At 63.6% G+C, this 23,454-nt stretch carries 23 protein-coding genes; 13 read left to right on the top strand and 10 right to left on the bottom strand.

What is annotated here, in order from left to right; translation table 11 throughout:
* Positions 1–5 precede the first annotated feature (5 nt).
* Together ACFVSI_RS14455 and ACFVSI_RS14450 are read left to right on the top strand one after the other, a co-directional pair.
* Complete coding sequence (locus ACFVSI_RS14455; RefSeq protein ID WP_387824820.1) at positions 6–1,013, top strand: exonuclease domain-containing protein; 1,008 nt, start codon at positions 6–8, stop codon at positions 1,011–1,013.
* 236 nt (positions 1,014–1,249) lie between these two features.
* Entirely contained in the window at positions 1,250–1,798 is a 549-nt protein-coding gene (locus ACFVSI_RS14450; RefSeq protein WP_387824817.1) for a DUF4395 domain-containing protein, read from the top strand.
* 6 nt (positions 1,799–1,804) lie between these two features.
* On the opposite strand, the gene ACFVSI_RS14445 is transcribed toward ACFVSI_RS14450, so the two are convergent.
* On the bottom strand, positions 1,805–2,875 hold the full coding sequence (locus ACFVSI_RS14445; protein ID WP_387824814.1) for an ADP-ribosylglycohydrolase family protein: 1,071 nt from the start codon (positions 2,873–2,875) through the stop codon (positions 1,805–1,807).
* A gap of 81 nt (positions 2,876–2,956) precedes the next feature.
* Between ACFVSI_RS14445 and ACFVSI_RS14440 the strand changes: the two genes are divergently transcribed.
* The 6 genes from ACFVSI_RS14440 (at position 2,957) to ACFVSI_RS14415 (ending at position 10,483) form a co-directional block, all read left to right on the top strand.
* Positions 2,957–3,313 carry a YidH family protein gene (locus ACFVSI_RS14440; RefSeq protein WP_186313527.1) on the top strand — a complete coding sequence of 119 codons (357 nt, stop codon included), beginning with the start codon at positions 2,957–2,959 and terminating at the stop codon, positions 3,311–3,313.
* Positions 3,314–3,326: 13 nt separating this feature from the next.
* Positions 3,327–3,689: a DUF202 domain-containing protein gene (locus ACFVSI_RS14435; protein WP_387824811.1), complete on the top strand. Its 363-nt coding sequence runs from the start codon at positions 3,327–3,329 to the stop codon at positions 3,687–3,689.
* A 182-nt stretch (positions 3,690–3,871) separates the two neighbouring features.
* A complete protein-coding gene (locus tag ACFVSI_RS14430) occupies positions 3,872–4,777 on the top strand; it encodes an MIP/aquaporin family protein (protein ID WP_387824808.1) in 906 nt (301 codons plus the stop codon).
* A gap of 71 nt (positions 4,778–4,848) precedes the next feature.
* On the top strand, positions 4,849–6,024 hold the full coding sequence (locus ACFVSI_RS14425) for an exonuclease SbcCD subunit D (protein ID WP_387824805.1): 1,176 nt from the start codon (positions 4,849–4,851) through the stop codon (positions 6,022–6,024).
* Positions 6,021–9,041, top strand: coding sequence for an AAA family ATPase (locus tag ACFVSI_RS14420; RefSeq protein ID WP_387824802.1), 3,021 nt, complete (start codon positions 6,021–6,023; stop codon positions 9,039–9,041). Before ACFVSI_RS14425 ends, ACFVSI_RS14420 begins: the two co-directional genes overlap by 4 nt.
* Before the next feature lie 86 nt (positions 9,042–9,127).
* Positions 9,128–10,483 (top strand): MFS transporter, encoded by a 1,356-nt coding sequence (locus ACFVSI_RS14415; RefSeq protein WP_387824799.1) that lies wholly within the window; start codon positions 9,128–9,130, stop codon positions 10,481–10,483.
* Positions 10,484–10,514: 31 nt separating this feature from the next.
* Here the strand turns inward: ACFVSI_RS14415 and ACFVSI_RS14410 are convergent, their stop codons facing one another.
* Positions 10,515–11,474 (bottom strand): helix-turn-helix domain-containing protein, encoded by a 960-nt coding sequence (locus ACFVSI_RS14410; protein ID WP_387824796.1) that lies wholly within the window; start codon positions 11,472–11,474, stop codon positions 10,515–10,517.
* Between the two features lie 186 nt (positions 11,475–11,660).
* On the opposite strand from ACFVSI_RS14410, the gene ACFVSI_RS14405 reads away from it, so the two are divergent.
* A complete protein-coding gene (locus ACFVSI_RS14405) occupies positions 11,661–13,136 on the top strand; it encodes an APC family permease (protein WP_387824793.1) in 1,476 nt (491 codons plus the stop codon).
* A gap of 63 nt (positions 13,137–13,199) precedes the next feature.
* Here ACFVSI_RS14405 and ACFVSI_RS14400 read toward each other — a convergent pair whose 3' ends face one another.
* Together ACFVSI_RS14400 and ACFVSI_RS14395 are read right to left on the bottom strand one after the other, a co-directional pair.
* Positions 13,200–13,994 (bottom strand): MoaF C-terminal domain-containing protein, encoded by a 795-nt coding sequence (locus ACFVSI_RS14400; protein ID WP_387824790.1) that lies wholly within the window; start codon positions 13,992–13,994, stop codon positions 13,200–13,202.
* A gap of 125 nt (positions 13,995–14,119) precedes the next feature.
* The gene (locus tag ACFVSI_RS14395) at positions 14,120–14,866 is read right to left on the bottom strand and encodes an IclR family transcriptional regulator (RefSeq protein ID WP_387824925.1); all 747 of its coding nucleotides are present in this window, start codon (positions 14,864–14,866) and stop codon (positions 14,120–14,122) included.
* A 122-nt stretch (positions 14,867–14,988) separates the two neighbouring features.
* On the opposite strand from ACFVSI_RS14395, the gene ACFVSI_RS14390 reads away from it, so the two are divergent.
* Entirely contained in the window at positions 14,989–16,323 is a 1,335-nt protein-coding gene (locus ACFVSI_RS14390) for an MFS transporter (RefSeq protein ID WP_387824787.1), read from the top strand.
* 27 nt (positions 16,324–16,350) lie between these two features.
* Positions 16,351–16,719 carry a hypothetical protein gene (locus tag ACFVSI_RS14385; protein ID WP_387824784.1) on the top strand — a complete coding sequence of 123 codons (369 nt, stop codon included), beginning with the start codon at positions 16,351–16,353 and terminating at the stop codon, positions 16,717–16,719.
* 58 nt (positions 16,720–16,777) lie between these two features.
* Here the strand turns inward: ACFVSI_RS14385 and ACFVSI_RS14380 are convergent, their stop codons facing one another.
* Positions 16,778–17,464, bottom strand: coding sequence for a phosphoribosyltransferase (locus ACFVSI_RS14380; protein WP_387824781.1), 687 nt, complete (start codon positions 17,462–17,464; stop codon positions 16,778–16,780).
* A gap of 71 nt (positions 17,465–17,535) precedes the next feature.
* On the opposite strand from ACFVSI_RS14380, the gene ACFVSI_RS14375 reads away from it, so the two are divergent.
* Positions 17,536–17,949 (top strand): MarR family transcriptional regulator, encoded by a 414-nt coding sequence (locus ACFVSI_RS14375; RefSeq protein ID WP_387824778.1) that lies wholly within the window; start codon positions 17,536–17,538, stop codon positions 17,947–17,949.
* Positions 17,950–17,975: 26 nt separating this feature from the next.
* Here the strand turns inward: ACFVSI_RS14375 and ACFVSI_RS14370 are convergent, their stop codons facing one another.
* The 5 genes from ACFVSI_RS14370 to ACFVSI_RS14350 form a co-directional block, all read right to left on the bottom strand.
* Complete coding sequence (locus ACFVSI_RS14370; RefSeq protein ID WP_387824775.1) at positions 17,976–18,806, bottom strand: alpha/beta fold hydrolase; 831 nt, start codon at positions 18,804–18,806, stop codon at positions 17,976–17,978.
* A 1-nt stretch (position 18,807) separates the two neighbouring features.
* Positions 18,808–19,137 (bottom strand): biotin/lipoyl-containing protein, encoded by a 330-nt coding sequence (locus ACFVSI_RS14365; RefSeq protein ID WP_018776287.1) that lies wholly within the window; start codon positions 19,135–19,137, stop codon positions 18,808–18,810.
* A complete protein-coding gene (locus ACFVSI_RS14360) occupies positions 19,130–20,164 on the bottom strand; it encodes an alpha-ketoacid dehydrogenase subunit beta (RefSeq protein ID WP_387824771.1) in 1,035 nt (344 codons plus the stop codon). The genes ACFVSI_RS14365 and ACFVSI_RS14360 overlap by 8 nt, the downstream gene beginning before the upstream one ends.
* Positions 20,157–21,209, bottom strand: coding sequence for a thiamine pyrophosphate-dependent enzyme (locus ACFVSI_RS14355; protein WP_387824768.1), 1,053 nt, complete (start codon positions 21,207–21,209; stop codon positions 20,157–20,159). Before ACFVSI_RS14355 ends, ACFVSI_RS14360 begins: the two co-directional genes overlap by 8 nt.
* A gap of 138 nt (positions 21,210–21,347) precedes the next feature.
* Positions 21,348–22,733 carry an amino acid permease gene (locus ACFVSI_RS14350; RefSeq protein ID WP_387824765.1) on the bottom strand — a complete coding sequence of 462 codons (1,386 nt, stop codon included), beginning with the start codon at positions 22,731–22,733 and terminating at the stop codon, positions 21,348–21,350.
* 173 nt (positions 22,734–22,906) lie between these two features.
* Here ACFVSI_RS14350 and ACFVSI_RS14345 point away from each other — a divergent pair, with 173 nt between their 5' ends.
* A complete protein-coding gene (locus tag ACFVSI_RS14345; RefSeq protein ID WP_141282652.1) occupies positions 22,907–23,380 on the top strand; it encodes an Lrp/AsnC family transcriptional regulator in 474 nt (157 codons plus the stop codon).
* Positions 23,381–23,454 lie beyond the last annotated feature (74 nt).

Raw genomic sequence — 23,454 nt, 5'->3', positions numbered from 1 at the left:
GTGCAGTGGCATTGGACTTTACGGCGATCGACTTTGAAACAGCCAACGGCTTCAGGGGCTCCCCGTGCTCCGTGGGGCTGAGCAAGGTCCGCGGGGGAGTCGTCGTGGAGGAAGCCTCGTGGCTTATGCGTCCGCCGAAGAACCACGATCACTTTGAGTTCCACAACACCCGCATTCACGGGATCCGGGCTGAGGACGTCGCTGGACAGCCCCGGTTTGGGGAGATTTTCCCGGAAATCGGCGCCTTCATCGGCGACGACATCCTCGCAGCACACAACGCCGCGTTTGATCTTGGCGTCATCAGGTCCGGTTTGGAAGTCTCAGGGCTTCCCGGTCCGGCCTATGACTACGTCTGTACCGTGATGTTGTCCCGGCGCTGCTATTCGCTGGTGTCCAACTCGCTACCTTATGCCGCCGAGGAAGCGGGCGTGCCGCTGGTGAACCACCACGATGCGGCGGAGGATGCCCGTGCCTGTGCCGGAATCCTGGTGGACATCGCTCGGCGGAACAACGCCAACAGCATCGCCGAACTCTATCTGTCCCTAGGCCTGAGCCTGCCCAATCAGCCGGCATTTGATCCCGCTCACGGGTTGTCGAAGGCCACCATGTCCGCCCTCGCTGCCCGGACCGGCAGCGCGTTCACAACGGGCTCTGCACGGATTGCGGAAGCCCCGGGCTGGTCGGCGTGGCCCGAAGAAGGCCCCAACCCCTTGCCGAACCCGGCTGCCGAGCCCGGACATCCGCTCTTTGGACAGACTGTAGTGTTCACGGGCGATCTCGCCATCACCCGGCCTGAGGCGAAATCGCGGGCCGCTGACATGGGAGCCCGTCCCGAAAGCCGCGTTACGGCACGGACCACTGTTTTGATCGTTGGCGACGGATTCGTCGCAGGCGACCTTCGCGCCGGACGGCTCACAGGCAAAGCAAAGCGCGTTCTGGAGCTGCACGCCAAGGGCCAGCAGATCGAAGTGGTGTCAGAGGGCGAGTTCCTGCAAATGGTCGGCGGCGCTTAGGGGCGCCCCGGAACGCTCCGTCACATCCCCCGGGTTGGGTGGGAACGTCAGGAGGCGGCGCGATACCGGATCGAAGGTTGGCAGATCTGCTACCGGCCGGCTGAGCGAGCGCTTGGTTCAAGCGGGTGGGATGTGATTGACGGTTGGGGGAAAGGACGGGGGAAGTGGGAGAGCGTTGGGGTCATAGTCCGCAACAATGCTTTCGGCAGCCGGGGCGACGCTCCTAGCCTAGGGGCATGACAAAGCCAACCCTTCCTGTAACGCCAGTGCGCCAGACGGGGGCGCGCGTGAATAGCGGGATTGATTGGCGGGCTGTCTTCGCGTTCCCCAACCCCGTCAACGAGTATGCCGCCCGTATCACGGCCGGCCTGGTGGTGCTGCTGGCTGTCGCGACCCTTCTGACGGGCTGGGGTTGGGGCCTGGTGGTCCTGGCGGTTGGATTCTGGCTCCGCGTGCTGTTTGGTCCGCGCATTTCGCCGTTTGCCCTGCTGTCGGTCAAAGTCCTGGCGCCCCGCATTGGACACGTCAAGCTCGTTGCCGGTCCTCCCAAGCGTTTCGCCCAAGGGATGGGGGCCGCAATGACGAGCGCCGCCGTCGTGCTGTATTTCACCGGCTTCCAGCCGGCTGCCTGGGCTGTGCTGGCCTTGCTGATCGTCGCTGCATCGCTGGAGTCTTTCGTCGGCTACTGCCTTGGCTGCGCGATCTTTGGCCTCCTGCAACGACGCGGACTGATTCCCGAGGACATCTGCGAGGCCTGCAACAACATCACGCTTCGCCGCTCGTAGGGACCCTCAGCCCGCAGTGACGGCAATCAGCCGGTCCGCCATACCGCGGATCACGTCGGGTGCTTCCAGCGCGGCGAGCCAGTCCGTGGGAAGGCACTCCTCACCGTAGTAGGCTCCCAGGATGTTTCCGGCGATGGATCCGGTGGAGTCGCTGTCACCGCTGTGGTTGATGGCAACTGCAATCGCCCTGCGGAAATGCTCCGCAGGGTCAGCGTCCGTGGTGGACAGGACAGCGTAAAGGGCGACGGCGAGGGCTTCTTCGGCTACCCACCCTTCACCCAGCGTCGTGATGAGTTCCTCGGGGTCCAGCCGGGCGGGCTGAAGTGACAACTGCAAAGCCACCTGCAACCGCTCACGAAGTTCGGGCGCCTGCGTGGCGGCACCTTCGATGTAGGCCAGCGCCTCCTGCGCTGCCTCGCGGATGCTCCTTCCCGCGACGATGTTGTGGATCAGCAGGCTGAATGCCGCGGCGCTCAGTCGCGCCGAGGGATGACCGTGCGTCAGTGAAGCCGCATCCGAGCTGAGCTTGTAGACCGCATCCGGTGAAATGTGGGGGATCAGTCCGAACGGCGCTGAGCGCATGACCGTGCCGCACCCTTTGGAGTCGGGGTTGACCGGACGCGCCACTGTTCCCATCTCGCCCGAAGCGAGCCCGCTCAGGCAGGCATTGCCTGGTGCCCGCCGGTGCCGGAGTACGTCCTGGGCGTCGATCCACCGGGGCTGCGGGACGGGCGCAGCGGAGGAAACTTCCGCGTCCTGCGTAGCAAGCCACCGCAGGTAGGCGAGCCAGAGGCAGGCGGTTTCATCGGCGGCTACTCCGTCGTTTGCCCATTCAAGCGCCTCCACCAGGCCATCCACCGTATAGAGCGTCATCTGGGTATCGTCCGAAAAGTGGCTGTCGCCGTCGAGCTGTCCAAATGAGGTCAGACCCTCTGATCCGTAGTGCGCGCGGATTGCGGCAATGGAGTCGAACTCCACGGCATAACCCAGGGAATCGCCCAGGGCGCCACCCAGCAGGGAGCCGTAGACGCGGGAGGTGAAGGAAGGCGCGGCAGGGGAGGTAGCTTCAGCACTCATGCCAGTAACTTACCGTGCCCAGGACGCCCCCGCTGATATGGTGGGGAAGCTGTCCGTCGCTGAGAAACCTGGAGAGACATCGTGCGTGAACCTGCTTGGCGACAAACGGGCAAGACTCCTGACTACCGGTTTTCGCTGGCCAACGAACGTACCTTCCTGGCCTGGATCCGCACCTCGCTTGCCTTGCTTGCCGGCGCGGTCGCCGTCGATCAGTTGGCGCCGAATATCGCTCCGACGCCGGTCCGCCTGGTTTTGTGCGTGTTGCTCGCCCTCGTGGGGGCCGGCCTTGCGGCCCTGTCCTACCGCAGATGGGGACGTATGGAAGCAGCCATGCGCAACGACGAGGCCCTGCCGTTCTCCCGCGTGATGTTGTTCATGACCATCGTTGTGGCTGTGGCGGCTTTCGCCTTCGCGGTGCTGATCCTGGTGGCCCGGTGAGCGGGAAAGACCTGTGACCAGCCCTGGTCCGGAAGCCGCCCGGGATCCCGGGCTGCAGCCGGAACGAACCACTCTGGCGTGGCGCAGAACCTTGATCTCCCTGGTGGTGGTGGATCTGTTCATTTGGCGCAGCTGGCTGACATCCGAGCCATCGTCGGTCAGTACCATCAACGGCCTGCCGGGGCTCGACTATCAAGGAATCTGCGCCCTCATGGCCGCCGCAGCCACGGTTGTTCTCGCTTCCGTTGTCTGGGTCCGGTCGAGGCAGCTGCAGGCCGGGATCGCAGCGTCCTCGGCGAGGCTGATTCTGGCAAGCACGCTGGCCGTCCTGGGACTGGGCGCAGCCGCGATCGCGGCCATCGCGTTGGGCGGATAAGCTCAAGGGTAGGTTCGCGTCCTTAGCCCTGTCCCAGCACCTTCAGCCTTAACCCAGCAACTGTCCAGATTCGGCTGGCAAAATGCTCAAGGATCCCGGGCGCGTTCACACCGCGCGCAGAGCGAACCTCCCTGCTTGGGCACCCGTACACCTACCACCCCGATCGTAAGGACCCGTTCCCCATGACCTCTTCTGTTCAGGCCGCTACCGACCCCCAGCCGGGACTCCTGGCCAGGTTGGGGACCGAAGCCTTGGGATCGTTTTTCGTTGTGCTCGTGGCGGTGGGCGTTTCGATTTTCTCGAACCCTTCCGGTGCGCCGCTGCCTGCCGCTTTGGCGACCGGCCTGGCAGTTACCGTGTCCATGGTGGCCTTCGGCTACATCTCCGGTGGCCACTTCAACCCGGTGATCACTTTGGGCAACCTCATTGCCGGTCGCATCCGGGCTGTGGCCGCGGTAGCGTACATCGCAGCACAGATCGTTGGCAGCGTCATTGGCGCCGCCCTGGTCTACATCGTGGTCACCATGGTGCCCGTACTCACGGATGCGCGGGCCGCGTTCGGATCCACCGCAGCCGGCTACGGCGAGCACGCAGCGGCACAAACCCAGCTGGCCGGCGTGTTGTTGGTGGAAGTAGTTGGTTCTGCCCTTCTTGTGGCCGTGTTCCTCGGCGCCACGGCCGGGCGCCGGGCTCTTCCGTCCTTGGCCCCGTTCGCAGTGGGCCTTTCGGTAGCCGTGCTGCTGCAGCTCGGCCAGGTTCTTGGCAACCTCCCGTTCAACCCCGCACGCGCAACCGCCCAGGCATTCTTCAGCCCCTCGTGGGCACTCGACGGCCTGTGGCTGTTCTGGGTGGCTCCGCTCATGGGCGCGGTGCTGGCGGGGCTGGCTTTCCGTGGCTTCCAGGGCTTGTCCGCTGGCTCTGACGCAGCTGCCGAACCCCAGTCCGGTTCTGACGCCATCAATGACGACTTCGACGCCGGCACTGCTGAGGAGGCGTCGGACTCCGAAACGGACGCCGCTCCGCAGCCGCTTCCAAGCAAGCCGGCACACGATGACGCCCGGGACTTTTTCGACGGCAAGAAAGGCTAGCGAACCTTAAGGGACGACGGCGGACGGCTTGTCTGCGCTTTTTTGTCGGTGCCCGCGGTTAGTTTGGAAATATGCGGTTACTCCATACATCGGATTGGCATTTGGGCCGGTCATTCCACGGTGTAGGCATGCTGGAAGCCCAGCGCAGCTTCGTGGACCAGCTCGTGGCTTTTGTCCAGGCCCAATCAGTGGACGTGGTGTTGATTGCCGGAGACGTCTACGACCGCGCGCTGCCCGGTCTGGACGTAGTGAAGCTGCTCGATGACGCCTTGGTCCGTCTGACCCAGGCTGGCGCGGCCGTCGTTGCGACCAGCGGCAATCACGATTCCGCCATCAGGTTGGGCTTTGCGTCCCGGCTCCTGGAACGCGGCGGAGTCCATGTCCGGACACGCGTGGAGGAATTGGACCTGCCGGTCCTCTTACCGCTGGACCCGGGAGGGGATACATCCGCAGAGGTCGCCATTTACGGAATCCCCTACCTTGAGCCCCGACTGGTGGCCGAACGCCTGGGCGTCGGTAACGCCAACCATTTCGATGTCACGAAGGAGGCGACTGAACGGATCCGGCGCGACGTTGAGCGCCGCCGCGAATCCGGCCCCGTCCACCCGGTTGTCCTGGCGCATACGTTCGCCAGCGGAGGCATCACCTCCGAAAGCGAGCGGGATATCAGCATTGGCGGCCTGGGGGCGGTACCGCTGGACCTGTTTGAAGGCTTCACGTACACGGCACTGGGCCACCTTCATGGGCGTCAGGAGCTGGCACCCAACGTCCGATACTCAGGTTCTCCGTTGGCCTACTCCTTCTCCGAGGCCAAGCACCACAAGGGCGCGTGGTTGCTGGAGATTGGAACCGACGGAGCCGCCAGTGTTGAGGAAGTCCTCTGGGAGCCGCCCAAAGCGCTCGCGGTCCTGAGGGGAAAACTGGATCATTTGTTGGCCTCGCAGGAGTACGCCTGGGCAGAGAACGCCTACTGCCAGGTCACCCTGACGGATGCGGAACGTCCAGCCCAGGCCATGGAGAAGTTGCGTACGCGCTTTCCCGAAACACTGGTTCTTGCCTTTGACCCGGAAGGCGCCGAATCCAAGCCGCAGACAAGTTACAGCAACCGCCTCGCAGAGGCCGAAAACGATCTGGATGTTTGTTGCGGCTTCCTCGAACATGTCCGGGATCGGGGCCCCGCTGAGTCCGAGGTAGTTGCCCTTCGCGAAGCCCTTGAGGCTGTCCGTCTGGAGGAAGCGGAACTATGAGGATCCATCGGCTGGACATTGAAGCGTTCGGTCCCTTTGCCACCCCGCAGCGCATCGATTTTGACCTGTTGAGTGCCCAGGGGCTGTTCCTTCTCAACGGCGCGACCGGTGCAGGCAAAACGAGCATCCTGGACGCGATCTGCTTCGCCCTCTACGGCTCGGTGCCCGGGGCCAGGCAGGAAGGCAAACGGCTGCGCAGTGATCATGCCCTTCCCGGCGCCGAGCCTCGCGTGGTCTGCGAATTTTCCGCGCGCGGCAGGCGTTTTGAGGTGACTCGGTCCCCGGCATGGGATCGACCCAGCGCCCGTGGTCGCAAGGGCTTCACCACGCAGCAAGCCAAGACGCTCTTGCGGGAGAAAGTGGCTGGGCATTGGGAAGAAAAATCATCCAGGAACGACGAAGTCGGCGCTGAGCTTTCCGATGTCCTTGGTATGGACAGGGACCAATTCACCCGGGTAGTCATGCTGCCGCAGGGCGACTTCGCCGCATTCCTGAGATCCAAGGCGGGTGACCGCTTGGACCTCCTTCAGAAACTCTTCGGTACCCAGCGCTTCGAGGCCGTCGAGCAGGAACTCGCCCGTCAGGCCGCAGACGCTGCCAAGGCCGTGGAGGAGAATGCCTCAGAGCTCAAAATGCTCCTGGACAAGGCAGCTTCCGAGCTGGATCAGCTTGGGCTGGAGGAAGCCGGGGTTGACGGCGAAGACACTCCCACCAGTGCCGCTCCCGATCCCGGCCTGTGGCTCGCTGAAGTCCAGGCACAGGTGGACGACGAAGTGAAACGGCGGCAGGAAGAAGCCGCAGTGGCTGATTCCCTGGTTACCCGTATGAGCGGCGAACTCCGCGCGGAGCAGGAGAAAACGCAACGGCACGAACGGCTGCGCTCAGCGACCCAAAGAAAAGTTCTCCTTGAACTGGCCGCCCCGCGCGCCCTGGAGAACAAGGAACTGCTCGGAAAGCACCGCCGCGCTGCTGTCCTGAGCGGACAACTGGACGCCGTCGATGCTGCCGAACGCAAATACACGTCTGCGGAGACCCGGATGCAACAGCTCCGGGAGAAGTTGTCAGCATCGGGCCTAAATTCGGAGAACCCTGCTTCCGCACTGGAGAGTGTCAAGGCCTCCATGGCCGTCATTGAAGCGAGAGTTCCCGATGAGCAACGCCTCGAGCAAGTTGCCCTGAGGCTCGACGCAGAGCGCAAGGAAGTCGCCCGTCAGCGGGCTGCGGCCGAGTCCGTCGCTGCTGCCCTGACGCAACTGCGCGACGAAGCCACACAGCTTGAAACCCGCATGGAACCCTTGGTGTCCGTTGCCGCCGACGTAGCGGCGGCGGAACGCGAGGCGACAGCAGCGGCCGAACTGGTGGCCGTCGTCTCCCGCCACACAGTGGCCGCGGCTGAGCTGGAGGACCTCACTGAAAGGCACCTCCAGGCCCGGGTCGCCGCCCAGGATTTCAAAGAGCAGTGGCTTGACGTGCGGGAACAGCGGCTCGCCAATGCGGCCGGCGAACTGGCCGCAGCGTTGGAAAGCGGAGAACCGTGCGCCGTCTGCGGAAGCACGGAGCACCCGAATCCTGCGTCGGCTGTCCGCACTGCTCTTTCCCTTGCCCAGGAAGAGGAAGAAGCAAAGGCCCGTTTGGAAGCCAGCGAGGAAACGTTGGGGAAGCTGGGAGAAAAGCTCTCTGCGGCTGCCCAAACGGTTGCCGGGCTTCAAGCACAAGGCGGAGCAACGGAGCCGGCCGAGGCGGACGATCGTTTGTCCAAGGCTGAGGCCGCTGCCTCTGCCGCCCAGCGGGCCGCCACTCTGCTGGAGGAACTGAAGGCCCGCCAAGATCGCATCACCCAGCGGCTTCTCACTGCGCAACAGGAACAAGCAGAGTGCTTGCAGGCCGAAGGGCAGGCATCATCGACCGTACTGCTGCTTCAGGAGCAACATGAAGTCCTCGAGGCTGGGCTTTCGACGCTGCGGTCCGGTTACCGCAGCTTGCGCGCTCGCTTGGACGCTGTGTCGGCGGATTGCGCGCTGCTTCAGGAAGCCACAGATGCCGGATCCGAACTAACCCGTGCCACAGAAGCCAGGCTCGACGCAGTGGAGTCGTTGAAGAAAGCGCTCTTGGCAGCGGGGTTCTCGTCTGCCGACGAAGCCCGCCACGACATCCTCCCAGCCGCCGACGTGGTGGGTCTTGAGAAGGACATTTCAGATTTCGACGCCGAAACCGCCCGGCTGGATGAGCTGTTTGCCAACGAGGACATCGTCCTGGCAGCCAAAGAAATAAGTATCGGCGAGCTTCCCCTGCCCGCAGCTGAACTCGACCAGGCGCAACGTAGGGCCTCAGTCGCGGCCGGGGATTCCCAGGCTGCGGCTCTGGCAGCTGGCCTTGCGGCCAAGTCGGCCGAAACCATCCGCCGATTGCGTACCACCTATGAGGCGCTCGCCGAAGCCGGGAATGAACCCCGGATGCGCGCCCTGATGTTGGCCGGCCTCGCCGACACTGCCCGGGGTTCGGGAGATAACGGTTACCGGATGAGCTTGAATACCTACGTCCTGGCTGCACGACTCGAGCAAGTCGCCCTCGCGGCCTCCGAACGTCTGGTATCCATGAGCGGTGGCCGCTACACGCTGCAGCACACAGATGCCAAAGCTGCCCGGGGTGCGAAGTCAGGCCTGGGGCTGGAAGTCGTGGATGAATGGACCGGTCAGCGTCGTGACACCTCCACCCTCTCCGGAGGGGAGTCCTTCATGGCCTCGTTGGCGTTGGCGCTGGGATTGGCGGACGTGGTGCAGCAGGAGGCCGGTGGCGTGGACATCGAGACCCTGTTCGTGGACGAAGGTTTCGGTAGCCTCGACGAGCAGGCGCTGGAACAGGTGATGGACGCCTTGGAGGGACTGCGCGACGGCGGCAGGGTGGTTGGCCTGGTCAGCCACGTTGCGGAGATGAAGCAGCGCATCACCTCCCAGCTTCAGGTGGTCAAGGGGCGCAACGGTTCCAGCATACGGTTCGCGGAAGCTGTTCCGGTCTGAGCCTCATCCGATAGACTTGTTCCGTTACACCGGGTCTCGCGCATCGGGAGGAGGGACGATGCGCACACTTTAGCGAACCCGGATTAATGGAAAAATCTACAGTGGCCACCCAGCCCGATTCACACGTGGCTCCCCGTCCCTCCCGCTTGCCAGGCCGATTTGCCCGGCTCCCCGAACTGGCCGGACCTGGATTCCTGCCGTTGGGGCTGTTTGCCCGCCTGCCACTTGCCATGCTGACCGTGGGCACCCTGACCCTTGTCACGGCAGTAAGTCACTCCTATGCCATCGGTGGCACGGCCGCCGGAGCTGTCGGCATCGGATCGGCTCTTGGAGCGCCGGTCCTTGGTTCCCTGGCTGACCGCGCCGGGCAGCGGATTGTGCTTCTTGTCGCAGCAGTGGTCAACACCCTCGCCGTCGCCGCTCTCTTGACCACCGCCTATCTCACCCCGGTCTACGGCTCGGCGTCTGATGCCGTGGGAGTTCTCATCGCTGCCTTCCTGGCCGGTGCCAGCTGCCCGCAGGTGGGCCCCATGGCCCGTGTCCGGTGGATGGCGTTGACTACCAGAAACCTTTCGCATGCCTCGAGCGGTGGCAGCAAGAGCGTGGCCTCCAACAGGGCCGATCTGGACACGGCACTGTCCTACGAGGGCACCGCTGATGAAATCACCTTTGTCTTGGGTCCGGCTTTGGTGGGTTTGCTCGCAAGCCTCGTGGCGCCGTGGTTGCCGCTCGCCTTGGCGGCCGTCATGACCATTGCACTGGTTCCGGCCTTTGCAGTGCACCCCAGCCAGCTGGCCGTGGTGCCGGCACCGCGGGTGCCGGGTGCCGGCGTGGAAAGTTCCGCAGAACAGACAACAGCAGCAACGCGCCGCAACCGCTGGTCCGGGGCCGTGGTGGCGGTACCCGTAGTGGCGATGGTTTGCATGGGCACCTTTTTTGGTGCCACCCAGAATGCGCTCAGCGCCTACTCCGCCCAGTACGCGACGGCCGAGATCGCCGGACTCCTTTATGCAGTGATGGGCCTTAGCTCAGCTGTCGCGGCCTTGTCCGTGGCCTTCTGGCCACAGCGCTTCAGCCTGGCGTCACGATGGGTTGCCGCCGCGCTGGCCATGACGGGCCTGTCAGTGCTGCTGTTCCTCCCGTCCGGCATCTGGCCGATGGTCTTCGTTCTGCTGCTCCTCGGAATCCCGGTGGGGCCGGTGATGGTCACGGTTTTCAGCATCGGCGGTGTGGTGGCGCCTGTCGGTCGAATGGCGACGGTTATGACAGCACTGGCCAGCGGGATCGTGGCGGGCACCGCACTGGGGTCCTACCTGGCGGGCCAACTCGCTCAGACCCAAGGGGCAGGAGCGGCCTTCTCGGTATCCATGGGCGCAGCCGGTGGTCTTCTGCTGCTGGGCGCCATCACCTGGCTGGTCATGAAGGGCCGGCCCCAGGCGTAGCCGCACTCACCAACCGGGAAGTCCACTGAAGTTAAGCGCTGTTCCGGTAGCCGGTGGGGGAGTTGCCGAACGCTGCGCGGAAGATCCTGCTGAAATGGGCGGCATCAGTGAAGCCCCAACGTGCGGCGATGGCGGTGACGGGACGGTCCGCCAGCACCGGGTCCCTCAGGTCGCGCCGGCACCGTTCAAGGCGCCGCTGCCGGATGGACGATGCCACGGTGGTCCCTATTTCCTGGAAGAGGTCGTGCAGGTGCCGCGTGGAGATGTAGTGTGCAGCGGCGATGGTCCCCGGGGAGAGTTCGGGATCGCCGAGGTTGGCTTCGATGTAGTCGTGGATACGGCCCAGCAGCAAAAGATGTGGGTCACGCCCTGTTTCGATGAGCTGGTCGAGTTCGCCGTTGAAAAGGGTGGTAACCAGGTCCAGGGCGTTATGAACCAGTCGCAGGCCATTGGTTCCGGACAGGGCTTCAAGGTTGTCAGCGAGCTTCACCAGGAACGGGCTGATGAGTTCACCCAGGCCTTGATCGCCCGGTATCCGAAGCGCCGTAACGTGTCCCATGGCCTCTGCCGGTAAGTCCAGCAGCACGTGGGGGAACATCAGCACCAGTGTGCGGAAGTCGTCGTCGAAGGTTAGCTGGTAGGGGCGGGATGTGTCGTAGATGGACAGATCGCCCGGGCGAAGCACCGCCTCCCGTTCGTCCTGGACCAGTCGGCCCGATCCCGCCAGTTGGATGCTGAGCTTGAAGAAGCGGCCCGCGGATCCGGCGATCAACTCCGGAGTGCGCAGGACAGTATGCGGTCCGGCGGTAACTTCCACCACGGAGATCTGGCCCAGCACGCGGGCACGCATGACGCCGTGGAAGGACAAGTCCCTGGGGCCGGTTGCCGCCAACGGTACGAAGGACGCAGAGATGGCCCGGCTCCATTCCTGGAACGACTCCGCGACGATGGTTTGAACGGTTGCGGGGTCCGTGTGAGCTGTGACGGTCATCGGACTCCCTTCGTGAGCTTGCCCACGATTCTACACCGGTCGTCCCTGTCGGAAACGGCGTGCGTGCTCTGACAACTACCCTGCCGTGTGAGACAAGTCACGCAGTGTTCCGGCGGTGGAAGATTGCGGAAACACTACGTGCCGCGCCCTTCTCCCGCGGCACCGAGGCAGGAGCAGGAGCACACTATGAGCGTGGACAACCCCGTCAAAGGCAGGACCACCGGCACCGTCAGCACCAAGCGGCGGCTGGGCGTACCGGCTGTGACCTTCATGATTATCGCGGCCTCTGCGCCGCTGACCGTTCTGGCTGGGGGAGTCACCACCACTTTCGGCGTAACGGGAGTGACCGGTGTGCCGTTGTCCTTCCTGGTGTTGGGTGCCATCCTGGCGCTGTTCGCCGTCGGTTATGCGGCGATGAGCCGGTACGTCACCAACGCGGGCGCCTTCTACGCCTACATCGCCCAAGGTATTTCGCGGCCGGCCGGTGTCGGGGCTTCGTTGATAGCCCTGATGGCGTACAACCTGATGCAGGTAGGCATCTACGGCTTGTTTGGCTTCACGGTTTCGTCGCTGTTGTCGGCGCGGCTTGGCATTAGCGTGCCGTGGTGGATCCCGGTGCTGGTGTGCATCGCGATCGTGGGATGGCTAGGGGTTAACAGGGTGGATCTGTCCGCGAAGGTCCTTGGTGTCCTGGTGGCCCTGGAGTTCCTGGTGGTCATCGTTTACGACGTCATGAGCCTGGCGGTGGCTCCCGAAGGTGTCAGCGCGGCGACCTTCAGCCCGGAAACTCTGTTCGTTCCAGGGGTTGGGGCGGTCCTGTCCTTCGGCATTGCCGCCTTCATGGGATTTGAATCCGCCGGAATTTACGGCGAAGAGTCCAAGGACCCGCAACGCACCGTCGCCCGGGCCACCTTTGCGGCGGTGGGCATCATCGCTGTTTTCTATGCTGTTTCAGCCTGGGCCATGACTGTGGGAACCGGCCCCTCCGCGGTGGTCGAGACCGCTGCCACCAGTGGCCCGGACATGATTTTCGCCTTCCTCGGCGAACACGGTGGGTTGCTCCTGAGCGACATCGCGCAACTCCTGTTTGTCACCAGCCTTTTTGCGGCCCTCGTGAGCTTCCATAACGCGGTGGCGCGGTACTTCTTCTCCCTTGGCCGCGAACGGGTCCTTCCGGGAGCGCTGGCCAAGGTGCGTGCGGAGAGTGGCGCGCCGTTCGCGGGTTCGCTCGCGCAGACGGTGATCGCCGTCGTCGTAACCATTGGTTTTGCCATCGCGGGCTCCGGTTCCGAACTCGGCGAACTGTACCCCGTCCTGACCATGTTCACGTGGCTGACCAACAGCGGCGCCCTCGGGCTGGTGTTGCTGATGACCGTTGTGTCCGTGGCCGTGATCGGCTTCTTCCGAAAGAACGGGCACGGCGCAAGCCTATGGGTACGGGTGGTGGCGCCGGGCTTGGGCTTCGCCCTGCTGGCCCTCGTCCTGGTGCTGATTGTGTCGAACTTCAACGTGTTGCTGGGCCAGTCGGAGTCCACGGCTGCCAGCTTTGTCCTGCCCCTGTTGGTCCTGCTGCCGGGTGTGGCGGGGATCATCTGGGGCCTTCGTCTGCGGCGCTCGCAGCCGGCGTTGTATGCACGGATTGGCCACGGCTCGGAAGACTGAACCGTTCCGCAACGGAACCGTCCCCGGCAGGTTCTGCCGGGGACGCTTCCGCGTTGTGGGTGCTTAGTTTGCGGGGTTCAATGCGGGGCTGTGGTGGCTGACGCTGATCAGGCGGCCATGCGCTCCGAACGTGAAGTGGACGGGATCGACCCCGGCTTCGTCCCAACCGAACAGGCTGCCGTGAGAACGGATGGCCTTGATATCGCGGTGATCGGCAATGGTCACCGATCCGCACGGAATCACCTTCTCGCGCCACGTGAACACGAAAATGCCCGGCCTGACCTGGAAAACGGTGTTGGAATCGGTGTCTGCCAAGCCACGCTCCGGACCGGCCAGGCATTGCCACGTGTACCAGGTGGGGCTGAGGTAGACGTGCTCGTAGGCGTGGACCGGGCTGTAAATCCATTCGACGCGGCGCCCGATCAAGGCTGTGCTTTCACCGATGGCGTCACCTGTGGCTGTGAAGCCCTCCAGCGTGCCGACCCGGAAGTCATGCTGCACGGCCGTGGACCCCGCGGTTGCCCGGCCCAGATGCGCACCGATGTACAGGCCGCGGCCGTTGGCCAGGTCCGCAATGAGCGAGACCGCGAGTCCAGCATCAACACTGCTGTGCCACTGCGCATAATAAAGGTCCTCGGCAACCTTGAAGACCTCGTGGGTTGAGGTGCCCGTGTAGCCTGTGGCTGTCCACGTGACTTCTTCGTCGTCGAAGCTGAAAGTCATGGGGCCGCCGTCGCCGACGACCGTCAGTTCCTTGCCCGCCAAATCCTGGACGGTGGGCGCCTTGTTGGCATCGAAGCCGGGCGCCAGGCCGTCAAGGGGCAGCCAGTTGGAGGTGTCAAGAAGATTCAGGCTCATGGGGTTCCTTTCGAAACTCGAACAAGGCCAGGCCAAGGCGGTCCTGTCCTTCCTCGAGTATTCGAGATCCGCCGGCACTCAGTCTTGTGTGCCGGGGCACACTCCTTGGCGTGGAACGAATGACCTCAAGCCAGTTGGCTTTCGATACGTGCCGCACTGGCCGCCAAGGCCTGGCCCACCTCGTCGGCGTCCTGGTCAAGCCGGATATAGACGACGGCGATCGCGGCCGGTCGTCCGCCCGGAACCTTGATGGGGGCGGCGATGGAGGACAATCCGGCCACTACTTCATCGTGACTGGTGGCGTAGCCGAGCCGGCGGGCTTCATGGGCTTCAGGCCGGTACGGGTTGCCTGCGCCTACCTGCTGCCACCGTTCTTCGGTCATGCTTGATTGAATGGCAATGCCGGGAGCGCCGGTGCTGACGGGGTGGCGGCTCCCTGGATGTTGCGCGAGGGCCGCGCCGGTATGGCGTGGTTCAACCGTCACCAGGGTGACGCATTCCTGGTGGTCCCACACAGCAATGAAGGCTGTCATGTGCAGGGTGTTGGCCAGTTGAGTCAGCTCCGGCAGGGCGGCGGTTTGCAGGTTCCTGGAAACCCCGCTGGCCAGAACAGAAAGGCCGGGGCCCGGCTGGACCCGGCCGGAGTCGTCGCGGACCAGCAGCGAATGGTCTTCAAGGGTCCTGAGTATCCGGTACGCGACGGAGCGGTGTACGCCCAGGGCTTCGGTAAGTTCTCCGATGCTGAGGGGGCGGTCGGCTGCGGCGAGGATCTCCAGGGCGCGGATGCCACGCGAGAGTGTTTGCGACGGCGGGACTTGGGCCCCTGCTTGCTGCTGGCCGTTGACGCCGCTGCGTGGATTCATGCGAACCATCCTATGTTGGCGGCGTGTTGGCATGGCTGTGCTTTGGGTCACAGCCTGTAGTATTCTTTCCTAACTGACCGTTCTGTCGGTTATACACGTCTCGCATCGCACCTTCACCCCATGGAGTTCCAATGACCGCAACTTCCACTGTCGACTCGCCGACGGGCCCAAGCAGCAAGCGCGAAGAGCGCCGGGTTCTGGCGGGAACCCTGGTGGGCACCACCATTGAGTGGTACGACTTCTTCATCTTCGCCCAGCTCACAGCCACACTGTTGGCGCCGTTGTTCCTTTCTCCCCTGGAAAAGTCCAACCCGGGCGTCGCCCAGCTCTTGTCTTTCGCCACCATCGGCATCAGTTTCCTCTTCCGCCCCCTCGGCGCGTTCGTGGCGGGCCACCTGGGCGACAAGATGGGACGAAAGGCCGTTCTTGTCATGACGCTCGTCATGATGGGAGCAGCTACGGCACTGATCGGCGTCCTTCCCACGTACGAGACGATCGGTCTCTGGGCACCCGTGCTGCTGATTTTCCTCCGCGTGGTCCAGGGCTTCTCCGCCGGCGGTGAATGGGGTGGAGCGGCCCTCATGGCCGTGGAGCACGCCCCCATCAAGAAGCGCGGGCTCTTTGGCGCCTACCCCCAGATTGGCGTGCCCATCGGCATGATCCTCGCCACGGGGCTGTTGTTCTTCCTGCAGTCGGGCATGTCGAAGGAGGCTTTCACGGCCTGGGGTTGGCGGGTGCCGTTCCTGCTGTCCGTGGTCCTGATCGTGGTGGGCTACTTGATCCGCCGGGCTGTTGGTGAGAGCCCGGTCTTCAAGGAACTTTCCCAGCGCAAGGCCGAGAGCAAAGCACCGCTCGGTGAGCTTTTCCGCCGGAACAAGAAGGAAGTTGTTCTCGCTGCTTTGATCTTCATCGCCAACAATGCCGCGGGCTACTTGCTCATTGCCTTCTTCATCTCCTACGCCACGAAGGCACTGAAGATGCCGGCGCCACAGGTTCTGCTGGCAACAACCATCGCATCCTTCGGTTGGCTGATCTTCACGATGGTGGGTGGCTGGCTCTCCGACAAGATCGGTCGCGTGAAGACGTTCCTGATCGGCTACGCCCTGGTGTTCGCGTGGATGATCCCGATGTTCGTCCTGATCGACAGCAAGGACATCCTGCTCTATGGAACCGCGCTGTTCGTGCTCACCATCGGCCTCGGCCTATCCTACGGTCCGATGTCCGCCATGTACGCCGAGATGTTCCCGGCCCAGGTGCGCTACTCGGGAATCTCCATCGGTTACGCACTGGGTGCGATCCTGGGTGGTGCATTTGCGCCGTTGATTGCCCAGGCACTCCTGGACTCCACCAAGTGGTCCGGGTCCGTGGGGCTCTACATCATGGGTCTGTGCATCATTTCCGCCGTCGGCGTGATCCTGGCCAAGGAGACGCGGGGCCGGCCGCTGGGTTACAGCGCCCACCACTAATCGCCAAGGCAAAGGAGGGGCGCAGCCGTGACGGCTGCGCCCCTCTTGCTTCGCGCTGGAAACGGAACCTCCATGGTGCAGGGCAGAGTCGATCAAGCAATGTTCGAAAGATCTCAGTTGAGCGGCGTCATTTTTCCACGTAGGCAAGCACTCCAAGATGGTGCTGTGAGGAATGAACACATCAAATCTTTGGGGGACTTAATGAAGAAAACAAGCTATGCCGGCCTGAGTATCGGACCGTTGATGATCCTGGTCGGTTGGATACTCGACATGTATGCCTTGCTGGGCAGCCTTGGGCCCTTGGTTATGAAAGCCGGTGTTGGCATCCTCGTAGCAGCTTTGGCGCTTTTGATGTGGAGAGGCCTCAGGATTTACAACGAACGTCTGGACACATGAAATCGACGCGGTTCCTTCAACTACCGCCGCCCGACGTGGGCGCTCCGCGCGGACGAGGCTACTGACTCTGCCCTTTGGCCGCAGCACCCTTCAACAAGTCCGTGACGTCCTCGTCCGTCAGTTGCTCGAAGTGCTGGTAGAAAGCACCCACCGCGTGAAACTTGCCCGGAGTGTGGAGGGCCATGACGACGTCGCAGACCCGTGCCAGTGATGTTGACGCTTCCAGGGAGGCAACCGGGACGGCAGCTATCACGGTCTTCGCACCGCCTGCCCGGACAGCTTCCACTGCGGCACGCATGGTGGCTCCGGTCGCGAGGCCATCGTCTGCCAAGACCACTATCTTCCCGCGGAGATCGTGGCCGGTCCCGGGATACTCCTTGGCCCGGCGCAACAGCTCCGAGCGTTCCTGGGCTTCCACGGCGTCCAACCCGGACTGCGGGATACCGCGGGCGAGGATGAGTTCCTTGAGCGGCCTGTTGATGATCCGGAGCACGTCGCCACCGGCCCACGCCAATGCGCCAAAAGCAGTTTCATCCCTGCCCGGGATACCCAGTTTGCGCACCAGCACGGCGCCGAAGGGCAAGTAAAGCTCAGCGGCTGCTGCGGCGGCCACCGGGACACCTCCCCGGGCGAGCCCCAGGACGATGGTATCGGGACGCTCCCTCAGCTGAGGGAGTGCTTCAGCCAGGCGCCGACCGGCTTCCGGCCGGTCCTTGAAACGCATGCCCATCTGCTCCACTTCCACGTCTTCCAGTGCTCTCCCAAGCCTACCTTCCGCACCTTGCCCACCGCCCCCTCCACTGAAAGCATGGCCTTGTGAACAAGCCCATCGGATATTGGATCAAGAGGCTGGACGCCGCGCTGGAGGTCCAGTTGGATCGCACCTTGGCTCGGATCAAGCTGACCCGCCGTCAATGGCAGACTCTGGCTACGTTGGCCGATGGTGCCATGCTTCCGGACCAGCTTGAAGACGTGCTGAAGCCTCTGTGGGGTGGCGATGACCGCTTGCGCGAGCGTGAGCTTGCTGCTTTGGTGGGGCACGGAATGATCACCATGATCGATGACCGCCTGGCACTGAGTGAGCGTGGGCGGGAAAGGTACCACCAGGCGCAGCAGCTGGTGGAAGATGCGCGGCACGATCTCTCGATGGGTATCGGCATCGACGAATACGCCATGGCCGTCAGTGTCCTGGAGCGCATGAGCCTTAACGCCGAACGGCTGGCCCGCTAAGGGACCAGCCGTTCGGCGGTTGGAGACTAGACTCCCAGGAATTCGATGGCGGCCTCCTTGAAGGCCCTGCTGGTGATCACGTTGGTGTGGGTGCGCCCCGGAATGACCAGGGATTCGACCATCCCACCGCGTTGGGCCGCCAGGGTGGCCAGCTCAGGCATGGTTGCTGCCCGTTCGTCCTTTTCACCGGCGACCAGTAGAAGCGGCATGTGCGGGGCTGCCTCGGCGGGATCGAACGGCTCGCCCTTGATGGCCTCAATCAGGGACAACATGGCGAACAGGTTGTTGCTGGGCAGCAGCTGGGCCATCTTCAACAGCCCGTTGGTGGATTCGTCCTCGATGGGAGTGCCGTCAGCGAGGTGCCGTTGGGCAGCAGCGAGGTCGAAGGCGGCCAAGGGGTCAGCTGAGCTTGGACCGCCCAGGACGATCCTGTGCACGAGGTCCGGCTGTGTGGCTCCGAATTCCCACGCCAGCCGGGATCCCAGGGAGTAGCCGATGACATCCAGCCCGGTGGAGGGGTCGCCGTCGCGCAGGGGCCGGGCTCCGGCGTCGGTCACTATCTGCAGGAGGTCCGCGCGGATCCGGCTTGGCGTGTAGGAATCCAGGTCTTCGGGGGAGTGGCTCCGGCCGTGTCCCGGAAGGTCCACGGTGATGATCCGGCGCCCGGCTTCCTGAAGAGTGGTGATCCAGCCGCTGTCTGCCCAGTTCAGCTTGCTGGAGGAGGAGAAGCCATGAATCAGCAGAACGGGTCGGAGCCCGGCGTCGGCAGCCGGCTCATGAACTTCCACGAACAGTCCCGGATCCGTACCTTCCACGGTGTGTCTGTGCTGTTCCACGGTGTGCCTGCCGGTCATCATGTCAGTCCTCATCGAGTACGGCGCTCAGGCGGACCCGGCGCTTGGGTGCTTCGTCCTTCGGAACAGTGCCCACGATTCCGGCGGTATCGTCCGGAACTTCGAACACGATCAGCGGGGCGCCTACGTTGATGGTTTCCCCGGGCGCTCCGTGAATACGGACAACTTTACCCGCCTGGGGACTCGGCAATTCGAGTGCGGACTTGCTTGTTTCCAGCTCAACGATGGGTTGGTTGCGTTCAACCTGCTGTCCCGGTTCCACCAGCCAGTCCAGCACGGTAGCCTCGATGAGGCCTTCGCCCAAATCCGGAAGAGGGAAGGAAATTTCAGCCACGGCGGTACTCCAGTACTCGTTGGATCCCAAAGAGGATGCGGTCGATGTTGGGAATGTATTCGTCCTCCAGGTCACCGGAGGGGTAGGGCACGTCAAAGCCGGTGACGCGTTCCACCGGGGCCTTCAACGTGTCGAAGCACTGTTGGGTGATGAGCTGGGCGACTTCGGCGCCAAGGCCTGAGGTCAAGGGGGCTTCATGGACGACGACGGCGCGCCGCGTCTTTCCCACGGACCTCGCCAAGGCCTCGGCATCGATCGGCTTCAGCCAGCGCAAGTCGAGGACTTCGACGTCGATCCCGTCCTCTGCGGCGAGCTCCGCGACTTGGAGGCAGCGGGACACCATGGCGCCCCAGGCGACGAGTGTCAGGTGCCGGCCTTCCCGCGCCACGCGGGCTCCGGTGGGCCGGCCGTCGTCGGACGTCGTATCCACCGCTCCCTTCTGCCAGTAGCGGGACTTCGGTTCCATGAAGATGACCGGATCCGGCCGCGTGGCCGCGTACTTGAGCAGATGGTAGGCATCGTGCGGGTTCGACGGCGAAACCACTTTGAGGCCAGGTACGTGCGCAAAGAGGGCTTCCAGGCTCTCGCCGTGGTGCTCGGGAGCGCGGATGCCGCCGAAGCTGGGCACGCGCAGGGTGATGGGCATGGGCATGGTGCCCCGGCTTCGGTAGTTCATCCGGGCGATCTGGCAGATGATCTGGTTGATGGCCGGATAGGCGAAACCGTCGAACTGGACTTCGGGAATGGGGTGGAAACCCGCCATGGCCAGTCCCACGGACATGCCCAGGATGCCCGATTCAGCAAGCGGGGTGTCGAAGACGCGGTCCTCGCCATGCTTGGCCTGAAGACCGTCGGTGATGCGGAAGACGCCGCCGAGGCGGCCGCAGTCCTCTCCAAAGATGAGGGACTTGGGGTTTTCAGCCAGCACCTCATCGAGCGCCAGGTTCAGCGCCTGCTGCATGGACAGTTGCTGGATGCCTGGGGCTCCAGTGTTCGTGGAGGGCATTGCGGTGATGGTCTCAGACATGTTCTGACTCCTGGCGCCACGCGGTGGCCTGGGATTGAAGGGCGGGAGTTGGCTCCTGGAAAACCAGGCCGAACATTTCGGCGCCCGGGCGGGGGCCGAGGTCCTGGATTCCTGCGCGGATGGTTTCCACTTCTTTCTCGGCCTGGCGTTGGGCCTCGGCAAAGAAGGCCTCGTCTGCCACGCCGTCGCGGAGCAACCGCTGCTTGAACCGCGCCAGGGGGTCCTCGCCGGCATCCAGGCGTTCCTCCTCGAGGCTGCGGTAGCGGCCGGGGTCATCTGCGGTGGAGTGTGGTCCGCGCCGATACGTCATGGCCTCGATCACCACCGGACCGTTGCCGTTCCGGCAGTGGGCGAAGGCAGACCGGGTGGCCTCGTACACGGCGACGACATCGTTGCCATCGACCTGCAGTGCCGGAATGCCGTAGCCGGCCGCCCGGGCTGCCACGGATCCTCCTGCTACCTGGCGTTCGGTGGGAACGGAGATGGCCCAGCCGTTGTTCTGGATGAAGAACACCACTGGCGCCTTCATGACAGCCGCGAAGTTCATGGCTTCGTGGACGTCTCCCTGGGAGGAAGCGCCGTCGCCGAAGTAGGTCATGGCTACGCCGGTCTCCCCGTCAGGGTGGGACAGCGTTTGGCCATGGGCCCAGCCGACAGCGTGCAGGACGGAGCCGGCCACAACTGCCTGGATGGGCGCGAACCTGGACTCCATGGGGTTGTACATCCCGCCGTGCCACGTGGCTTTGTGGGTGGACATGTAGCCCACCATGTCCAACTCCATGGCCCGTGCCACGCCCATTTCACGGTAGGTGGGGAACACGAAGTCCCGGCTCCGGTCCACGGCGTATCCGCTGCCCACCTGGGCTGCTTCCTGCCCGAGCTCGGGTGCGTAGCCGGGGATAATGCCTTGGCGTTGCCATGCCACAGCTGAGGTGTCCAGGTGCCGGACCACTGCCATCAGCGTGTACAGCTCGCGGAGTTGGTGGTGGGTGAGCGGGGCGGCGGCGTCGTCGTCGACGGCGGCCAGCGCGGGTTTGGTCGTCATGGCTGTGACCCTAGTCACCGGCGATGCTTCTTCGCAATAAGCTCAGTATCAAGCAAACACTTTGTACAAGTTGAATAAGCAAAGAAGCCCTGCACAGTGCAAACTGTCCAGGGCTTCTTGGGTGTTGCTGGCATGAAGTCAGCGGATGTTGTGCGTTTCCTTGCCAGCCTTTGCCTTGGCGTTGAGGAAGCATCCGGCGGCAATGACCAGAATAAGGATGAAGGTGCCAATAAGCTGGCCGGCGCTCTCCGGGTTGGCGAAGCCCACCACGAAAATGATGCCCAGCAGGACGAGTCCCACGATGGTGAGGTAGGGGAAGCCCTTCATGCGCAGGGGCAGCTCAACGCCTGCGCGGTCTGCCCGGCGGCGCAGGATGAACTGTGAGACCAGTGCCGTTCCCCACACCACCAGGCAGGTGGAACCCACGAGGTTCAGCAGGGCGGGCAGGATCTTCTCCGGGAAAAGCAGTTCCAGGATCGTGGCGACGAAGCCAAAAGCCACCGAGATTCCGACGGCGGCTACGGGCACCTTGGCGCCGCTCAGCGTGGACAGGAGCCGCGGTGCTTCGCCACGCTCGGAGAGTGAGAAGATCATGCGGGATGCGCCGTAAAGGTTGGCGTTCAAGGCCGAAAGCAGCGCTACAACGGCCACCAAGGTGATGGCGGTTCCGGCACCGGGAATCCCGGCGATGTCGAGGACGCCGGCGAAGGGGGACTTCAGCCCGTCCGAGCCAACGGGCAGGATTGCCGCGATGACGAAGACGGAACCGATGTAGAAGACCAGGATGCGCCAGACCACTGTGCGGATCGCCTTACCCACGCTGTGCGCCGGGTTTTCGGTTTCTGCTGCTGCCACACTGACGATTTCCGTGCCGCCGAAAGCGAAGATCACAACGAAGAGGGCAGCGGCCATGCCGCCGATGCCGTGGGGCGCGAAGTCGCCGAAGGCCGAGAGTCCGGGGGAGGGGACGTTCGGAAGCCAGCCGAACAGCAGGGCGGCTCCGATGAGCAGGAAAATGACAATTGCTGCGACCTTGAGGATGGCGAACCAGAATTCGAATTCACCGAAGTTCCGTACTCCCACCAGGTTGATTCCGGTGAAGACCACCATGAAGACCAGTGCCAGGATCCACACGGGGATGACCGGCCACACGGAGAAGAGCAGCCCTGCGGCTCCCAGGGCCTCAGCGGCTATCACCACCACCAGTTGCAACCACCACAGCCAGCCGATGGTCCCACCAGCGGTTTTGCCCATGGCTTTCTCTGCGTAGACGGAGAAGGCGCCGCTGTTGGGGTTGGCTGCTGCCATTTCGCCCAGGGCCCACATCACCAGGATGATCAGTGTTCCGGCAATGAGATAGGAGATAAGGACCGCCGGCCCCGCGGCCTGTACGCCCGCGCCGGAACCAAGGAACAGGCCTGCGCCAATTGCGCTGCCGAGCCCCATCATGGTCAGTTGCCGCGGTTTGAGCGAATGCCCGAGGCCGGAGGTTGGGGCAGGAGCCGCGATGGACTTCGTTGTCATACGTGTCTACCTTCTATGGATTGCAAACGGGTTTGGCGTGCCCGCCTCGTGGGCTGGGCAAGCGGGCGTCGACGACGCAGCAAGAGCATGGAATAATTCTCGCAGTTTGTAAGATACATCACTTTTTGCTTAGGCGATGTGATGGGTAGGGATCCCCGGGGACAGGAACTTTGATGCTGGTCGATGCACTTGATGCAAAAATTGTACGTTTTTTCACTGATTCGCCGCGATCTTCCGTGCTGGAGGCATCCCGGGTGCTCAGGGTCGCGCGTGCCACGGTGCAGTCCCGGATCGACAGGATGATCGAAAACGGGGTCATCGGCTCTTGGGTGCCGCAGCCGGATCCGGCCAACTTCGGATTCCCGGTAGTGGCGTTCTGCTCGGTCACCATTACCCAGGAGATCGGCCACGACGCCATCATCGAGAGCCTGAGTGCCATCCCGGAGATCATCGAAGTCCACACCGTGACGGGCAACTCGGACCTTATGGTGCGCATCGCGGCCCGGTCCAATCCGGACATGCAGCGGGTCCTGGACGCCATGATCGCCACCAAATCCGTGGTCCGGTGTTCGTCGGTGATAGTGCTGAACAGCCATATCCAGGGCCGGACACTGCCTTTGATGGAAGCCGCCGCCAAGTCAGTGTGACGCAAGGCATTTTGCTGGAGGGCCGCGGAGTCGTACCATTAGTTCTAGTCAAAGTGACTTTAACTAGCGCAGTC

The organism is Paenarthrobacter sp. NPDC057981, from assembly GCF_042886835.1.
Classification (GTDB): Bacteria; Actinomycetota; Actinomycetes; order Actinomycetales; family Micrococcaceae; genus Arthrobacter.
This window is presented reverse-complemented; position numbering and strand designations above follow the sequence as displayed.

Bases quoted from the DNA above. Each gene is read 5' to 3' on its own strand.
- ACFVSI_RS14345 (WP_141282652.1), top strand. From the start codon at position 22,907: ATGCTGGTCGATGCACTTGATGCAAAAATTGTACGTTTTTTCACTGAT.
- ACFVSI_RS14450 (WP_387824817.1), top strand. From the start codon at position 1,250: ATGACAAAGCCAACCCTTCCTGTAACGCCAGTGCGCCAGACGGGGGCG.
- ACFVSI_RS14410 (WP_387824796.1), bottom strand. From the start codon at position 11,474: ATGACCGTCACAGCTCACACGGACCCCGCAACCGTTCAAACCATCGTC.
- ACFVSI_RS14400 (WP_387824790.1), bottom strand. From the start codon at position 13,994: ATGAGCCTGAATCTTCTTGACACCTCCAACTGGCTGCCCCTTGACGGC.
- ACFVSI_RS14360 (WP_387824771.1), bottom strand. From the start codon at position 20,164: ATGTCTGAGACCATCACCGCAATGCCCTCCACGAACACTGGAGCCCCA.
- ACFVSI_RS14445 (WP_387824814.1), bottom strand. From the start codon at position 2,875: ATGAGTGCTGAAGCTACCTCCCCTGCCGCGCCTTCCTTCACCTCCCGC.
- ACFVSI_RS14405 (WP_387824793.1), top strand. From the start codon at position 11,661: ATGAGCGTGGACAACCCCGTCAAAGGCAGGACCACCGGCACCGTCAGC.
- ACFVSI_RS14390 (WP_387824787.1), top strand. From the start codon at position 14,989: ATGACCGCAACTTCCACTGTCGACTCGCCGACGGGCCCAAGCAGCAAG.
- ACFVSI_RS14355 (WP_387824768.1), bottom strand. From the start codon at position 21,209: ATGACGACCAAACCCGCGCTGGCCGCCGTCGACGACGACGCCGCCGCC.
- ACFVSI_RS14430 (WP_387824808.1), top strand. From the start codon at position 3,872: ATGACCTCTTCTGTTCAGGCCGCTACCGACCCCCAGCCGGGACTCCTG.
- ACFVSI_RS14415 (WP_387824799.1), top strand. From the start codon at position 9,128: ATGGAAAAATCTACAGTGGCCACCCAGCCCGATTCACACGTGGCTCCC.
- ACFVSI_RS14350 (WP_387824765.1), bottom strand. From the start codon at position 22,733: ATGACAACGAAGTCCATCGCGGCTCCTGCCCCAACCTCCGGCCTCGGG.
- ACFVSI_RS14370 (WP_387824775.1), bottom strand. From the start codon at position 18,806: ATGATGACCGGCAGGCACACCGTGGAACAGCACAGACACACCGTGGAA.
- ACFVSI_RS14425 (WP_387824805.1), top strand. From the start codon at position 4,849: ATGCGGTTACTCCATACATCGGATTGGCATTTGGGCCGGTCATTCCAC.
- ACFVSI_RS14395 (WP_387824925.1), bottom strand. From the start codon at position 14,866: ATGGTTCGCATGAATCCACGCAGCGGCGTCAACGGCCAGCAGCAAGCA.
- ACFVSI_RS14420 (WP_387824802.1), top strand. From the start codon at position 6,021: ATGAGGATCCATCGGCTGGACATTGAAGCGTTCGGTCCCTTTGCCACC.